Origin of the sequence: Candidatus Propionivibrio aalborgensis (assembly GCF_900089945.1) — a bacterium.
Taxonomy (GTDB): Bacteria; Pseudomonadota; Gammaproteobacteria; order Burkholderiales; family Rhodocyclaceae; genus Propionivibrio; species Propionivibrio aalborgensis.
Window position 1 is genome coordinate 1 of record NZ_FLQY01000403.1, and the last position, 16,027, is coordinate 16,027.

The 16,027-nt window shown below is 58.6% G+C and carries 13 protein-coding genes; 12 read left to right on the forward strand and 1 reads right to left on the reverse strand.

Annotated features, from left to right (window positions below):
- Positions 1-70: 70 nt before the first annotated feature.
- The 9 genes from phaC (at position 71) to selD (ending at position 11,023) form a co-directional block, all read left to right on the forward strand.
- A complete protein-coding gene (phaC, locus tag PROAA_RS18575; protein WP_186412779.1) occupies positions 71-1,801 on the forward strand; it encodes a class I poly(R)-hydroxyalkanoic acid synthase in 1,731 nt (576 codons plus the stop codon).
- A gap of 169 nt (positions 1,802-1,970) precedes the next feature.
- On the forward strand, positions 1,971-2,714 hold the full coding sequence (gene phbB, locus PROAA_RS18580; RefSeq protein WP_186412780.1) for an acetoacetyl-CoA reductase: 744 nt from the start codon (positions 1,971-1,973) through the stop codon (positions 2,712-2,714).
- 223 nt (positions 2,715-2,937) lie between these two features.
- Positions 2,938-3,276 (forward strand): type II toxin-antitoxin system RelE/ParE family toxin, encoded by a 339-nt coding sequence (locus tag PROAA_RS18585; RefSeq protein ID WP_186412781.1) that lies wholly within the window; start codon positions 2,938-2,940, stop codon positions 3,274-3,276.
- Entirely contained in the window at positions 3,273-3,587 is a 315-nt protein-coding gene (locus PROAA_RS18590) for a helix-turn-helix domain-containing protein (protein WP_186412782.1), read from the forward strand. The genes PROAA_RS18585 and PROAA_RS18590 overlap by 4 nt, the downstream gene beginning before the upstream one ends.
- 85 nt (positions 3,588-3,672) lie before the next feature.
- On the forward strand, positions 3,673-4,350 hold the full coding sequence (locus tag PROAA_RS18595; RefSeq protein ID WP_186412783.1) for a sulfite exporter TauE/SafE family protein: 678 nt from the start codon (positions 3,673-3,675) through the stop codon (positions 4,348-4,350).
- Between the two features lie 8 nt (positions 4,351-4,358).
- Complete coding sequence (locus PROAA_RS18600) at positions 4,359-6,752, forward strand: heavy metal translocating P-type ATPase (RefSeq protein WP_245664356.1); 2,394 nt, start codon at positions 4,359-4,361, stop codon at positions 6,750-6,752.
- A gap of 49 nt (positions 6,753-6,801) precedes the next feature.
- Entirely contained in the window at positions 6,802-9,660 is a 2,859-nt protein-coding gene (locus PROAA_RS18605) for an EAL domain-containing protein (protein WP_186412784.1), read from the forward strand.
- 2 nt (positions 9,661-9,662) lie between these two features.
- Positions 9,663-9,869: a heavy-metal-associated domain-containing protein gene (locus tag PROAA_RS18610; protein WP_186412785.1), complete on the forward strand. Its 207-nt coding sequence runs from the start codon at positions 9,663-9,665 to the stop codon at positions 9,867-9,869.
- A 50-nt stretch (positions 9,870-9,919) separates the two neighbouring features.
- The gene (selD, locus tag PROAA_RS18615) at positions 9,920-11,023 is read left to right on the forward strand and encodes a selenide, water dikinase SelD (RefSeq protein WP_186412786.1); all 1,104 of its coding nucleotides are present in this window, start codon (positions 9,920-9,922) and stop codon (positions 11,021-11,023) included.
- A 59-nt stretch (positions 11,024-11,082) separates the two neighbouring features.
- On the opposite strand, the gene PROAA_RS18620 is transcribed toward selD, so the two are convergent.
- Positions 11,083-11,784 (reverse strand): FadR/GntR family transcriptional regulator, encoded by a 702-nt coding sequence (locus tag PROAA_RS18620; RefSeq protein WP_186412787.1) that lies wholly within the window; start codon positions 11,782-11,784, stop codon positions 11,083-11,085.
- A 209-nt stretch (positions 11,785-11,993) separates the two neighbouring features.
- On the opposite strand from PROAA_RS18620, the gene PROAA_RS18625 reads away from it, so the two are divergent.
- The 3 genes from PROAA_RS18625 to PROAA_RS18635 all read left to right on the forward strand — a co-directional run.
- Positions 11,994-14,765 carry an FAD-binding and (Fe-S)-binding domain-containing protein gene (locus PROAA_RS18625; protein WP_186412788.1) on the forward strand — a complete coding sequence of 924 codons (2,772 nt, stop codon included), beginning with the start codon at positions 11,994-11,996 and terminating at the stop codon, positions 14,763-14,765.
- Between the two features lie 202 nt (positions 14,766-14,967).
- Positions 14,968-15,555 carry a TRAP transporter small permease subunit gene (locus PROAA_RS18630; protein ID WP_186412789.1) on the forward strand — a complete coding sequence of 196 codons (588 nt, stop codon included), beginning with the start codon at positions 14,968-14,970 and terminating at the stop codon, positions 15,553-15,555.
- On the forward strand, positions 15,555-16,027 hold a 473-nt coding region (locus PROAA_RS18635; protein ID WP_186412790.1), incomplete at its 3' end, for a TRAP transporter large permease subunit. The genes PROAA_RS18630 and PROAA_RS18635, both read left to right, overlap by 1 nt.

Sequence of the window (16,027 nt, forward strand, 5' to 3'; positions counted from 1 at the left end):
AGTGCAAAATCGCCTGCTGGCAGTTCGTCAATTGACTTCGGTCGTCACCACGGTACCCACGAGAAAACACATGGCATTTTCGTCAGAATCCTTTGCTCCTGCGACGCAGATGTTCGCCCAGGTCAGTGCGACCTTGGTGCAGGGAATTATGGATTTTCTCGATTCCCAGACGAGCGTTGCAGGTGTCACGGGTTCATCTCAGGAGCTCCCGGATCCAGAACACTTTGCCCAGCTGCAGAAGCGTTTTCTTGATCAACACCAGCAACTCTGGAACGGCATGCTGCTTCGTAAGGAGGACGAGCCGCTGGTGTCTGTGATTGAAGCCGATTCGGGTGATCGTCGGTTCGCGTCGCCCGAATGGCGTAGCAGCCCGATTTATGACTATGTTCGGCAGGCCTATCTGCTCAACTCGCAGTTTATCCGTGAGTTGGTCGAGTTGTTCCCCGCCAGCGATGGCAAGGCAAAGGATCGTGCACGCTTTCTGGCGCGTCAATATATAGACGCATTGTCGCCAGCAAACTTCGCCGCGACCAACCCCGAATTCATTCGTCTGGCGCTCGATACCCAGGGGAAGTGCATTACGGACGGCATCAATAATCTGATTGGTGATTTTGGAAAAGGTCGCGTATCCATTTCCGACGAGTCGGCATTCGAAGTCGGCGGAAACCTGGCGATGACTCCCGGTTCCGTGATCTTCGAGAATGAACTCATCCAGTTGATTCAGTACGCGCCGACGACCGCCAAGACAGCTCAAAGGCCGCTGCTGATCGTACCGCCGTGTATCAACAAATTCTACGTCCTTGATCTGCAGCCTGAGAATTCCTTTGTCCGCTATGCGGTTGAGCAGGGGAATACGGTATTTCTTGTTTCCTGGCGTAACCCCAAGGACGAGCAGGGGCATCTGAACTGGCACGACTATCTGGAAAATGGGCCGATCGCCGCGATCAATATCGTTCGGGAAATCTGCAATTTTGATCAGGTCAATGTGCTGGGCTGGTGCGTTGGCGGAACCATTCTGACCAGTGCGCTGGCCGTGCTTGCTGCCCGCGGAGAAGACAGAGTGGCCAGTCTGACGCTGCTGACCACATTGCTGGATTATTCCGAGGCCGGTGAACTCGGACTGTTCATCGATGAAGAGTCGATCGCGGAACGGGAAGCCGAAATGGGCAAGGGTGGGCTCATGAAGGGAGGCGAGTTATCGAGCGCCTTCTCGATGCTTCGTGCCAATGACCTGGTCTGGAACTACGTCGCCAGCAATTACCTCAAAGGTCGCACGCCGCCGGCATTTGATCTGCTCTACTGGAATTCTGACAGCACGAATTTACCCGGTCCATTTGCCTGCTGGTATCTGCGCAATCTCTATCTGGAAAACGCTCTGCGCGTCCCGGAGAAGCTGGAAATGTGCGGTGTCAAGGTCGATCTGGGGCGCGTCCAGGCTCCCAACTACGTTCTGGCGGCCCGTGAAGACCACATCGTGCCCTGGAAAGCCGCTTATCTCGGTACGCAACTCCTGGGTGGCGAGTCGCGTTTTGTCCTGGGCGCCAGCGGCCATATCGCCGGGGTGATCAATCCGGCGAGCAAGAACAAGCGCAGCTTCTGGCTGAATACCGCCCAGCAGGGCACTACTGCGGATAACTGGCTGCTTGACGCACAAGAGCACAAAGGCAGCTGGTGGAGCGACTGGAGTGACTGGCTGAAACAGTTTTCAGAGGGCGAGCGCGGCGCGCGGAAAAAACCTGGCAATGCCAAATACAAGCCTATTGAGCCGGCGCCAGGGCGTTACGTAAAGGAATGTGCCTAGTTGTATTGTCATCCGCAAGGATGGCGCTTGTTGTGTGTACCATGTAGCAGAGGAGATGAATTCAAAGAGTTGCACCCGCTTCAACATTGTTGGTCAGCATTCGTACTAAAGACCGACAGCGGCTTTAACCAGCCGTTTCATTGATTTACTTATTTTGAAAGGAAATAACATGACGCAACGCGTTGCTTTCGTTACAGGTGCCATGGGCGGTCTCGGTACTTCAATTTGTCAGGAACTCGCCAAGGCGGGACACAAAGTGGTTGCCGCCTACCATCCGGAGTTCGACAAGCCGGACGAGTGGACGAAGGAAATGGCTGCGGCCGGCTTCAAGGATTTCATCTGTGTATCGGGGGATATTTCCAGTTTTGACTCGTGTGCGGCCATGGTCGCCGAGGCAGAAGCCAAAGCCGGCCCGATCGACATTCTGGTTAACAACGCCGGGATTACGCGCGACCGCATGTTCGCCAAAATGGAATTGAGCCAGTGGGATGCCGTCATCGCCACCAACCTGACCAGCCTGTTCAACATGACCAAGCAGGTTTCCGCCAAAATGGCCGAGCGTGGCTGGGGCCGCATCATCAACATTTCGTCGCTCAATGGCGTCAAGGGGCAGGCCGGTCAAACCAACTACTCCGCTGCCAAGGCGGGGGTGATCGGTTTTTCCAAGGCTCTGGCAGCCGAACTTGCAGCCAAGGGCGTTACGGTCAATGTCATCGCTCCGGGCTATGTCGCCACCAAGATGGTCATGGCGATCAAGCCTGAAGTCCTGCAAGGCATCATTGACGGCGTGCCGATGAAGCGTCTGGCCAAGCCGGAAGAAATTGGTGGCGCTTGTGCCTACCTGGCTTCCGATCTCGCCGGTTTCATGACCGGTGCGACCATGAACATCAATGGCGGTTTGTACTACCAGTAATCGACAACTTGTCCGATTCAGAACAGGCTCCGCGGCTCAGCCACGGAGCCTGTTTTTTTTGTTGTGCCAGTCGACGCTCTCTTGAACAAAACAATTGCTGGTATTCGCCGCCGTCCATTTGATCGGAACCGGCGGTTTCCGCAAAATAGACTCGTCTGCGAATGTCAGTATTTTCAGACGAATCAATATTGCGAAAGGACCGTAACTTGCGTATATTCATCAAGTGAAAGCATTGTTCGTCGAACTGCCGGCATTCGCCAAGTACCGTGCCGACTATCTGGATGATGAAGGATTTCGAATACTCCAACAGGCCATGCTCAAATACCCCGAGGTAGGCAATGTGATCGAAGGTACGGGCGGTCTTCGCAAACTGCGTCACGGCGATCCACGTCGCGGTAAGGGTAAGAGCGGCGGATTGAGACTAATTTACTACTGGTGGGATGGTGGCAAGCAATTCTGGCTATTCACCTTGTATGACAAGGATGAAATGGAGGACTTGAGCGCCGACGAGAAGAAGACGCTCAAGGGGATGTTGAAAGCAGAACTGGAGGCAAGGCGATGAAAAAACGGAACTTGTTTGCGGAAATTGCCGAGGGCTTTGATGCCTTGGCCAGTGAGCGTGCTGGCAAGCAGACACTGCGCACCCACAAGGTTGAGGTACAACCGGTACCGGAGGTGACTGCCGATGAGCTGGTGACACTTCGCGAGCGTCTTCACCTGTCGCGCCCGGTATTTGCAAGGTATCTGCGCACCAACCCACGCACACTGGAAAATTGGGAGCAGGGGAGGGCCAAGCCGAACGCCCAGGCTGCACTGCTGATTCGCCTGGTTGAGAAGTTCCCCGACACCGTCGATCGATTGGCGGTGGTTTGATCGATTCGCGATCCTTGCGAGGGCTCTGAAAGGCTCCGTAAGGCAAGCGCCGCCCTTACGGTTCCCCGTTCGCCCTCGCCTGTCGATGCCTGAATCCAGCTATCTCGCCCTGTTTCTGATCGGTCTGCTCGGTGGAACGCACTGTGTTGGCATGTGCGGCGGTATTGTCAGCGCGCTTTCGATGGGCGCCGGTCCGCGCCCATCCCTGCATCTCGCCTACAACGCCGGGCGCATCATCAGTTATGGCGTAGCCGGGGCCCTCGCTGGTGCCGTGGGTGGGGCCAGTCTCCTGCTCTCCGGTCAGTTGCCGGTACGCATCATCCTCTTCGTGCTGGCCAATCTGATGCTCGTCGCGCTGGGTTTGTACCTGATCGGCGTTACGCGGGCGCTGGCGTTTACCGAACGTTTCGGACAGAAGCTATGGCGACATCTGCAACCGCTGACCCGGCGCTATTTGCCGGCAAGCAGCATCGCGCAGGCATTCCCGCTGGGTTTGTTGTGGGGCTGGCTGCCCTGCGGACTGGTTTATAGTGCCCTGGTGACGGCGATGACGAGTGGCTCTGCACTGCACGGCGCCGGGTTGATGCTGGCCTTCGGCGTGGGTACGTTACCGAACCTTTTGCTCGCCGGTCTGCTGGCCGTTCGCCTGAAGGAATACGCCGCCAAGCCCTTCGTCCGATTGTCGGCAGGTCTGCTCGTTCTGGCCTTCGGCCTTTGGGGACTGTATAACGTGATGCGGTTGCTTGTTCAATCAGGAGGCTAACACGGACCATGGCAGAAGCGTCTGGACCCATCCGCCGTCTTGATCTCCCGCTCAACGGCATGAGCTGCGCGGCGTGTGCCACGCGTATCGAGAAAGTGCTCAACCGTCTGCCGGGCGCAACAGCCAGTGTCAACTTTGCTTCGGAACATGCTAGCGTCGAGCTGACGACGAACGAGACCTCGCCGCAACAGGTAGTCTCGGCCATCGAACAAGCCGGATTCGCCGTGCCTTTGCAAACTCTGGAGCTGGGCATTGAAGGGATGACCTGCGCGGCCTGCGCCACACGCATCGAGAAAGTGCTCAATCGCTTGCCTGGCGTCGAGGCGTCGGTCAACCTGGCCTCAGAACGCGCACGGGTGCGCTACCAGCCCGGCGTAACTGACCAGTCACAATTGCTTGAATCGATCCAGCGCGCGGGTTTCACTGGGCGGGTTGCAAGCGACCGTTCGCGCGAGGAAGAAAAGGCCAGAAAGATCGCAACCTACCACGCCGAGCTGCGACGCTTCTGGATCGCTGCCGCGTTGAGCTTGCCGCTTGTTGCGCAAATGGCGACCATGTTCGGCGGTGATATGCACAACCACCAGGATATGCTGCCGCGCTGGTTGCAGCTCGTGCTGGCGACGCCGGTTCAGTTCTGGATCGGCTGGCGCTTCTACGACGGTGGCTGGAAAGCGTTGCGTGGCGGTGGCGCCAACATGGACGTGCTGGTCGCGCTAGGCACCAGCGCAGCGTATTTCTTCAGCCTGGTGGTGACGCTCGGTGCGATCGCTGATTTGCCTGTCTATTTCGAGGCTTCCGCCGCGGTGATTACGCTCGTCCTGTTGGGCAAATTGCTGGAGACGCGTGCCAAGGCCAAGACGACGGCAGCCATCGAGGCGCTGGTTCGCCTGCAGCCGAGAACCGCCCGGGTGGAACGCGATGGGCAACTGCTTGAACTCGATGCCGCCTTGCTCATTCCGGGCGATATTTTCATCGTCAGGCCGGGCGAGAGCCTGCCCGTCGATGGCGAGGTCATCGACGGCGCATCCAGCGTCAATGAAGCGATGCTCACTGGCGAGAGCATGCCGGTTGCCAAACGCGCGGGCGACCAGGTATTCGCCGCCACGGCCAATGGCGAAGGCATGCTGCGCTGTCGTGCTACGGGCGTTGGCGAGCACACTCTGCTGGCCGGCATCATCCGCATGGTGGCCGAGGCACAGGGTTCGAAAGCGCCAGTGCAGCGACTGGCCGACCGCATTTCGGCGATCTTCGTGCCGGTCGTCTGCGTCATCGCCTTGCTCACTTTCGCCGCCTGGTGGGTTGTTGGCAGTGCGTTCAGCGACGCGCTGGTCAATGCCGTTGCCGTGCTGGTCATCGCCTGCCCCTGTGCGCTCGGGCTGGCGACACCGACGGCGATCATGGTCGGGACCGGGCAGGGCGCAGGCGCCGGAATTCTGGTCAGGAATGCCGAGGCGCTGGAACGGGCCGAAAAGATCGAAGTCCTGGCGGTCGATAAGACCGGTACGCTGACGCGTGGCGAACCGATTGTCACCGATCTTGTGCCACTGGCCGGGGATGTGGACGAGTCGCTGCGGCTGGCGGCCTCCCTGGAGCAGGGCTCCGAGCATCCTCTCGGACGCGCCATCCTGGCACGGGCGCAGACCTTGTCCGCGACACTGTCAACCCTGGCCGATTTTCAGTCGACTGCCGGAAAGGGCGTTTCAGGCAGAGTTGACGGACGCATCCTGCGGCTGGGTTCCCCCGACTGGTTTGCCGACCTCGCGCTGCCGATCGAGCAGATCGCTGCGTTGCAAGCTGCGGGCAAGACGGTGGTTGTGCTCGCTGAAGACGACGTGCCCTTAACCCTGCTGGCAATTGCCGATTCCTTGCGCGATACCTCACGCGCGGCAGTCGCGCGTCTGAAGGAAATGGGGATCCGTGTCGTGATGTTGACCGGCGATAACGCGGCGACGGCTGCAGCGATCGCTGCCGAAGCCGGAATCGACGAATTTCGTGCCGGCATATTGCCTGGCGACAAAGCTGCCGCGGTCGGTGCGTTGAGGACCGGCGGCGGGGTTGTGGCGATGGTCGGCGATGGAGTCAACGACGCACCGGCCTTGGCTGCTGCCGATGTCAGTTTTGCAATCGGCGCCGGGTCGGATGCCGCCATCGAAGTGGCCGATGTGACGCTCGTGCGCAGCGATCTGCAGGGTGTTGCCGATGCCATATTGCTCTCAAGGGCGACGCTCGGAAAAATCCGACAGAATCTTTTCTTAGCCTTCATTTACAATGTCGCTGGAATACCCTTGGCCGCGTTGGGTATGCTCAATCCGGTATTTGCCGGTGCGGCAATGGCCATGAGTTCGGTTTCGGTCGTGTCGAACTCGCTGTTGCTCCGTCGCTGGCGACCGGGCGAACGATGATAATGTTCATGATATTGAGCGAAGCCGCATTAATGATATGAGTGGTGCATTGACTTTGACCGGAAGCCTATCCCTGCTCGACGAACTGCTTTCATCGAGTGAGCATATCGCTTACCGGCTCGATTTTGTTCGGGGCGGCTACGACTTCATCAGTCCGCGTGCGGCGAACCTGCTTGGTATTGCACTTGCCGACCTGCATGCACGGGGCTGGGAACTGCTTGATGAGCATTGGGTCGGAGATGACCGCGAGCGCTGTTTTGCCGAGCTTGTCTCATTATGTGCGGCGGCACCTGGCCGTTCCCTGTCAACGCGTCTCGAATACCGCCTGCGCGATGCGGCCGGCAACATGACCTGGTATTGCGATTCGATGACGGTGCTTTCGGACATTTCGGGCCGGCCTCTCACCGCCTGCGGAATTGCCGTGGATGTGACGCTCCAGCGCGAACAGGAGAAGGCGCTGCGCGACAGCGAGGAGAAATACCGGGCGACTATGGATGCCGCCCAGGTCGGCGTTTTCATCCTGCAGGACTATAAATTCAGTTACGTCAATCCGAAACTGCTTGCGATGTTCGGTTACCGCGATAAAGAACTCCTCAACACGCACGGGCCGCAGGCTTTGGTGATCGCCGAGCAACACGAGTTCTTGATCGGCAAGATGCGACGGCGCGGTGCAGGTGAGGTGAGCGAGCCCTACGAACTGACCGGTTTGCGCAAGGATGGTAGTACCTTTCCGATGATGGTCATGGGTCGTCCGTGGCCCATCGGCGGGCGCCCGGCGTCGGTCGGTACCTTGATCGACCTGAGCGCGCAGCGGCAGATCGAACAAGCCCTGAAAGAGTCGAGCAACCGGTATGCCGCACTCTTCGAGGGCGCGCAGGACGCCATTGTGGTGGCCGACATCGATACCGGGCACTTGATCGACGCCAATGTCGAGGCCGAGCTCCTGTTCCTGCGGCCGCGCGAAAACCTGATCGGCATGTCGTTTGCGGCGCTGCATCCTCCCGCCCTGACAGCCGCCTACAAGGAGGCTTACACACGGCACATTCGCGCCGGGCGAGGCGGCCCGGACGAGATGCAGATTGTCACGGCCGATGGGGACATCGTTGACGTCGAGATCAGTACCAACGTGATTGAAACGGCGGGCCGGCAGCGCCTGATTCAGGGCGTCTTTCGTAACATCACGCAGCGCAAGCTGACCGAGGCGCAGCTCAGTCTCGCCGCTCGGGTTTTCGAGAGCAGCCAGGAGGCGATCATCATCACCGACGCTCGCGCGGTCATCATTTCGGTGAACCCTGCTTTGTCCGGAATGACCGGTTATGCTGCGGAGGAGGTGATCGGCCGCATGTTGCCTTTTCTCGGCTCGGATCGACAGTCCGCCGAATTTTACTCGACGATGTGGAAAACGCTCAACGACGAAGGTCGCTGGCAGGGTGAAGTCTGGAACAAGCGCAAGAACGGCGAAATCTATCCGGTAGAACTGACCATCAGCGTTTATCGCGGCGCCTCTGGCAGAGTGCTCAACTATGTCGGTATCGAGTCGGATATTTCCGAGCGCCTTGCCGCACAGGAGAACATTCGCCAACTGGCTTACTACGATCCGCTGACCCGACTGCCCAACCGTACGCTGTTGCAGGATCGCGTCGAGCAGGCGTTGGCCGCGGCCGAGCGTGAAGGCAAGCAGGTCGCCGTGTGCTTTATCGATCTGGATCACTTCAAGGTTATCAACGACTCGCTCGGGCACTCTGCCGGCGACCAGATACTCGTCCAGGTGTCGCAACGTTTGCTTGACTGTATTCGACGCAGGGATACCGTGGCGCGTCTCGGTGGCGACGAGTTCGTTGTTCTGCTGAGTGAAATCACGCCTGACAGCGCCGCCGAAGTGGCGCGCAAGATACTCGCCGCGGTCGCCCGTCCGTTTAACATCGAGCGACACGAACTGAGCGTGACGCCGTCGCTGGGCATCAGCCTCTTTCCTCAGGATGGCAGGGATTTCGAGTCGCTGCTCAAATACGCCGATGTGGCAATGTATCGGGCCAAGGAATCCGGGCGAAACGCCTTCCAGTTTTTTGCCAGCGATATGAATATCGCAGCACTTGAACGGCTGGTGCTCGAAAACAGACTTCGCCAAGGCCTCGAGCGTGGCGAGTTCATTCTCCATTACCAGCCGCAAATCAATGTGGCTACCGGACGCATCGTCGGTGCCGAAGCGCTGATTCGCTGGCAGCATCCGGAGATCGGTATGGTTTCGCCCGGCAAGTTCATCCCGGTGGCCGAATTGTCCGGACTGATCGGGCCGCTGGGCGATTGGGTGCTGCGCGAGGCGTGTCGGCAGAATCGCGCGTGGCAGATCGCGGGATTGCCGTCGATCTGTATCGCCGTCAATGTTTCTTCGGTGCAATTCCGCGGCGGCAGGCTTGAAGAAAGTGTTCGCGAAGTCCTCGCCGAAACCGGGCTGCCTGCCGAGTGTCTCGAACTCGAACTGACCGAAGGCACCCTGATGAGCGATGCCAAGGCTACGGTCGATGCCTTGCAGCGACTATCGGCGATGAACATTCGGCTGGCCATCGACGATTTCGGCACCGGGTATTCCAGCCTGTCGTATCTCAAGCGCTTTCCGATCGATCGGCTGAAGATCGATCAGTCGTTCGTGCGTGATATTGTCACCGACCCGGACGATTGGGCGATCGCCTCGGCGATTATCAGCATGGGGCACAGCCTGCGCCTCAAGGTCATCGCCGAGGGCGTCGAGCATGCCAATCAACTGGAAATGCTTGCGCATCAAGGCTGCGATGAAGTTCAGGGGTATCATTTGAGCTTTCCATTGCCCGCCGAAGAGTTTGCCGAGCTATTGCAGCAGCAGACTTTCGCCAGCCAGGTGCGGCAACAGTCATTTGACATGGGAGATTGAGCATGGCGCGTATTGTCATCGGAATTGGCGGCATGAGTTGTCAGGGTTGTGTCAAGAATGTCACGGGGGTGTTGCGGGACTTGACAGGGGTGGAGTCGGTCGAAGTCTCGCTGGACGCCGGGCAGGCCAGCATTGACTATGATCCGGCGATCGCCGACGTCGCACAATTCAAGGCCGCGGTTGAGGCCGCGGGATTCGACGCTCTTTGAAGCAGGGCGCGCCAAAAGATCAATCAGTTCCAGTTTCCAAGAAGAAGAGAATGAGTACGACAAGCGATGAGATTTCCCCAACTTCGGAACCTTCCGAGGCATCCGTTCCGGTTGGGCCGATCAGACTGACCCAGTTATCGCACGGCGGGGGATGCGGATGCAAGATCGCTCCTGGCGTGCTCGAACAGATCCTCGCAAGAGTCTCGCCTGGACTGGTGCCGCCGCAATTGCTGGTGGGACGCGATACCCGCGACGATGCGGCGGTGTACCAGATCAACGATGAGCAGGCGATTGTTGCGACGACCGATTTTTTTATGCCGATTGTCGATGATCCCTTCGATTTCGGCCGTATCGCCGCAACCAACGCCATTTCTGATATTTACGCCATGGGTGGAACGCCGCTGTTTGCTCTGGCGATTGTCGGAATGCCGGTGAATACGCTGCCGCTGGAAACCATCGGGCGCATTCTTGAAGGAGGCGAGTCCGTTTGCGCCAAGGCGCGTATTCCGATTGCCGGCGGCCACAGCATTGATTCGGTTGAGCCGATCTACGGCCTGGTGGTCATCGGCCTGGTGCACCCCGGGAACATCAGGCGCAACAGCGGTGCACAAGTCGGGGACAAGTTGATTCTCGGCAAACGTCTGGGTATCGGACTGTATAGCGCCGCCTTCAAGAAAGGCATGTTGTCGCCGCACGATTATGAGCTGATGATCGAGTTGACCACGAAGCTCAATACGCCCGGCCCGATGTTGGCATGTCTTGCCGGGGTGCACGCCATGACCGACGTGACCGGCTTTGGATTGCTGGGCCACCTGCTGGAAGTCTGTAACGGTTCCGGCGTGTCGGCGCGGCTAGACTATTCGGCAATCCCTGTTTTGCCGAGGGCCGGTGATCTTGCCGATCGGGGCTGCGTGACCGGAGCGTCCGCCCGCAACTGGGCCGCCTGTGGCGACAGCGTCGAGCTTGACTCCAAGCGATTCGGAAACAGCGAACGCGCGTTGCTCACCGATCCGCAGACCAGCGGAGGCCTGCTCATTTCCTGTGCACCGGAGGTCGTCACTCAAGTGCTTGCGGTTTTTCTGCAGCAGAGCTTTGATCATGCTGCAGTGATCGGCGAGATCGTAGAGGGAAAACCAGGGATCAGATTTATCTAGTCAATCAAGCAAGACCGGGCAAGTGCTTTAATGCTCTGGCTACGTTGGCTGCATGTTGACTAGATGTCTCTGCTGGCCAATTCTGAGCGCGTGAAATCGATGTGAGCGAGCATCGCCTGCCGTGCCGCATCCGGTTGGCGTCGGCGAATGGCGTGCCAGATGTCGAGGTGTTGCTGGCGCAATTGATTCGTTACCTTGCCGCTGGGGTCTTCCAAGGCTTGCAGATTGAGGCTGATGTGCTCACCCAACAGGCGCAGGATGCCGGCGTGCAGGTAGAGAAACATGCTGTTGTGCGACGCTTCGGCGATGGCTTCGTGAAAGTCGGCGTCTGCCTTGTGTTCTTCGCGCGTCGCTCCCGTGTCGTAGGCCTTGTTCAGGCGTTTGATGATGCCTTCGATCTTCTTGAGATCGCTCTTGTCAGCACGCAAGGCGGCATAGTGTGCTGTGGCGCCTTCCAGTTCGCGGCGAAATTCCAGCGTATCCCATCGCAGATCCGGATGGTCAGCCACCAGTTGCCGCCAGGGTGATGAAATGATCCCCTGCAGGCGGTCGGTAACGAATACGCCGCTTCCCCATTTGCTGACGAGCAGGCCACGGGCTTTCAGGCTGAATATCGCAACTCGCAAGGAGTTACGGGAAACCCCCAGCGTTTCCGCCAGAATCCGCTCGGCCGGCAAGCGCGTGCCGACTGTCCAGGAGCCATTGAGCAGGCGGGTTTCAAGCTCGCGTTGAATCTCTTCTGTAACGCTGCTATGTACCATAGCGAGTTTCCCGAAGTCCTTCGTATTGGCGGGTGTGGCGCCGAAAAAAATATTGGCACTACCAATTTTCCGGTCATTGTAGCTTTTATTATGATTCGTGCCGTCAACCGTTACTGATGCAATGTGGTGGCCATTGGTTAATTGGCCGCAGTGTGCTTATGAAAACCGTTATCATCCATTGTGTTATTGGATAGGGGAGCAGGCGGAAATTGAACGCGCTTATTTCTGCACTTCGCAGGCGTTTCCCGGCAGAGCGCGTCATCACTGATGAACTGCGACGGCTGGCCTGGGGTACTGATGCCAGTTTCTACCGACTGGTTCCACGGGTCGTGGTTGTTGTGGAAAATGAGGCCGACGTGGCGCACGTGCTGGCTGTGGCTCGCCAGGAGGATATTCACCTTACCTTCCGTGCCGCAGGCACCAGCCTGTCCGGGCAGGCGATTACCGACGGTATCCTGGTCTTGATCGGAGAAGGCTTTGCCGGCTTTGAGCTGGCTGCCGATGCACTCAGCGTAAGTCTCGGGCCGGGGATCATCGGCAGCGAAGTCAATCGGCGCCTTGCCCCCTTCGGGCGAAAGATCGGTCCCGATCCGGCATCGATTGCCACCTGCAAGATCGGCGGCATTGCCGCCAACAACGCCTCCGGCATGTGTTGCGGCACGGCCCAGAACAGCTACCAGACGCTCGTCGGGCTGCGCGTCATGCTGGCTGACGGCAGCGTGCTGGACACCGAGGATGCGGTCAGCCTGACCGCATTTCAGCAAAGCCATGCCGAACTTCTTGGCGAGCTTGAACGTCTGGGAAATGAAACTCGTGCCGACGACCTTCTGGCCGCTCGTATCCGGCAGAAATTCAAGATCAAGAACACCACGGGCTACAGCCTCAATGCGTTGGCGGATTACGCCAACCCGATCGATATCCTGGCGCATCTGATGATCGGCTCGGAAGGAACGTTGGGCTTCATTTCCCGGATCACCTACCGCACCGTCGCGGAAGATCCGTGTAAGGCCAGTGCGCTGGTTTTCTTTCCGGATATAGAAACGGCGTGTCAGGCGGTGATTCGCCTCAAACCGCAGCCGGTCTCCGCAGTTGAGCTGCTGGATCGAGCCGCACTGCGCTCCGTTGAAGACAAGGCCGGCCTGCCTCCGATGATTCGTTCGCTGGGCGAATCAGTCGCTGCCCTGCTGATCGAAGTCCGCGACCAGGAAAGCGTCGGCTTGCAGGCGCGCATCGATGCGGCGCTTTCGGCCATCAACGGTATCGCTACCGTTGAGCCTGCGTTGTTTTCCACTGACCCGGAAACCGGCGAGATGTACTGGAAAGTGCGCAAGGGGACGTTTCCTTCAGTCGGAGCCATGCGGCGGACAGGCACCACGGTCATCATCGAGGATGTGGCTTTTCCGATCGAATCGCTGGCAGCGGCCACACTTGATCTGCAGGCGCTGCTCAGACACCACGGCTACCACGAGGCGATCATCTTTGGACATGCGCTGGAGGGCAATCTGCATTTCGTGTTTACCCAGGATTTTGGCGATCCGGCCGAAGTTGCACGGTACGCGGGCTTCATGGACGAAGTCTGCAAGCTGGTCGTCGACAAGTACGATGGCTCGCTGAAGGCCGAGCACGGCACGGGGCGCAACATGGCGCCTTTTGTGGAAATGGAGTGGGGTAAGCAGGCGACCGATCTGATGCGTCGTATCAAGAAACTGTTCGATCCGGAAAACCGATTGAATCCGGGAGTCATACTGAACGACGATCCGGCGGCCCACCTGAAGCATCTCAAGCCCATGCCCCCCGCCGAGGATATCGTCGATCGCTGCATCGAATGCGGCTTTTGCGAACCGCTGTGTCCCTCGCATCAGCTCACCCTTTCTCCACGTCAGCGGATCGTCTCCTGGCGCGAGTTGTCACGGCGCAGTACTGCAGGCGAAGCCGCCGGTGAACTGGGTGCAGACTATCCGTATTTCGGGCTCGATACCTGCGCGGGATGCGGATTGTGTTCGACAGCCTGCCCGGTAGGAATCAATACCGGTGATCTGACACGCCGCCTGCGCGGCCGAGGTCAAAGCGGTATTGCACACAAGTTTGGGCGCTGGACGGGCGAGCACTTCGGCGCCGTCGCTTCGGTTTCCCGTGCGGGATTGCAACTCGGTCACTTGGCCAGCGCGGTTGTTGGCGACAAGCCGCTGATCAAAATCTCCCGCGGCGCGTGGAAAACGGCGATGCCTCGACCCGGCAGGGCGCTCAGGGCACGTCGGGGCGAGGGCGACCCGGTTGTCTACTTCCCTGCCTGCGGAGGACGGATCTTTGGCCCGAGCACGGCTGGTGAGGCTCAACTCGGTGACGTCATCCAGCTGTTGCTGACCCGCGCGGGTTACGCGCCGCGTTTGCCTGAGGGTTACGACAAACTGTGCTGTGGGCAGATGCTGGCCAGCAAAGGGTTGGCGGAGGAGGCCGACGCCGGTGCAGCGCGTCTCGAAGCCGCACTCAGCGAAGCCAGTGAAAACGGACGTTATCCGATCATCATGGATGCGAGCGCGTGCAGCGTGCGCATGCAGACGCATTTGTCCGGTCGGCTGCCGCTCTTCGACTTCCACGAATTCGCCCACGACGCCCTGTTGCCCCGGCTACGGCTAGTCCGACAAGCCGGCCCGATTGCACTGCATGTCAATTGCAGCGTTCGCAAGAGCGGTTCGGATACCAAGCTGCAGAATCTTGTCAGGGCTTGTGTCGAGCAGGTCATCGAGCCAGCCGGGGTGACGTGTTGCGGCTTCGCCGGTGATCGCGGTTTTGTCGTGCCTGAACTGTACCAGCATGCCCTGCGCAAGATTCACGACGAGCTGCCCAAGGCCTGCGATTGCGGCGTTTCAAGCAACCGCACCTGTGAAATCGGCCTGACCGCCGAAACCGGGCGAACCTACCGGTCCGTCGCTTACCTGCTGGAGGAGTGCAGTCGCGCGGGGGCCGTAGGGGCTTGCTGATTCCGGTTGGCATCCATGACTACACGCACACAAGAGTTTGTGTTCAAGAGGAAGGAGACTGATTTGCCAGGCAGATAAACCGACAATCCACTGTAGTTGTTATTTGCTTGGTGGCCGGATACATTACCCAGCCACATGGCAACGAAAAAACTAGCGGGACCGAGAAGCCCGAGATTTCAAGCCAATTTTGGAGGAATATTTTTTGAAAGCATTGCTCAAACTCTCGCAGTTCATTGACTCGATTACCGGGTTTATCGGCAGGAGCATCATCTGGGTCATTCTGGTCATGACGCTGATCAGCGCCGGCAACGCGATGATGCGGTACACGATCAATTACAGCTCCAACGCCTATCTCGAAATACAGTGGTATCTGTTCTCGTTTGTCTTTCTGATGGGCGCTGGCTACACATTCATGAAAAATGAACATGTGCGCATCGACGTCATCTCGCATCGCCTCTCGAAGCGGGCGCAAGCCTGGGTCGACATTTTCGGCATCATCTTCTTCATGATGCCGATGGCCATCGCCATCATGTGGATGTCGTGGCCGATTTTCGTTCTCGCTTTTGAGGACCATGAGGTTTCGAGCAACGCTGGCGGCCTTGTAGTGTGGCCCGTACGCCTGATGGTTCCCGTCGGCTTCTTCCTGCTCATCGTGCAGGGCATTTCCGAACTGATCAAGCGCATCGGTTTCTTGCGAGGATTGTGTCCTGACCCCACGGAAAAACCGCATGAACCCACCCCGGAAGAAGAACTCGCACTGGCCATCAAGGCAGAAAAGGGAGAGCTGTGATGACCCAGTTCCTCATTGCCAATATGGCACCAATCATTTTCGCTTCGATGATCATGTTCATGCTCGTCGGTTTTCCCATAGCTTTTGCGCTGGCTGCCAATGGTGTGGTCTTCGGTCTGATCGGTATGGAACTCGGCCTGTTCGGCCCGCAGCTCTTCCAGGCACTGCCGGACCGAATCTTTGGCATCATGTCAAACGATACCCTGCTGGCCATTCCATTCTTTACCTTCATGGGCCTGATTCTGGAACGCTCCGGCATGGCCGAGGATCTGCTCGATACGATCGGGCAGCTTTTCGGCCCGATCCGCGGCGGCCTGGCGTATGCCGTTGTTTTTGTCGGCGCACTGCTTGCGGCAACAACCGGTGTCGTCGCCGCCTCGGTCATCTCGATGGGGCTGATTTCGCTGCCAATCATGTTGCGCTATGGTTACGACAAGAAACTGGCGACCGGCATCATCGCCGCTTCCGGTAC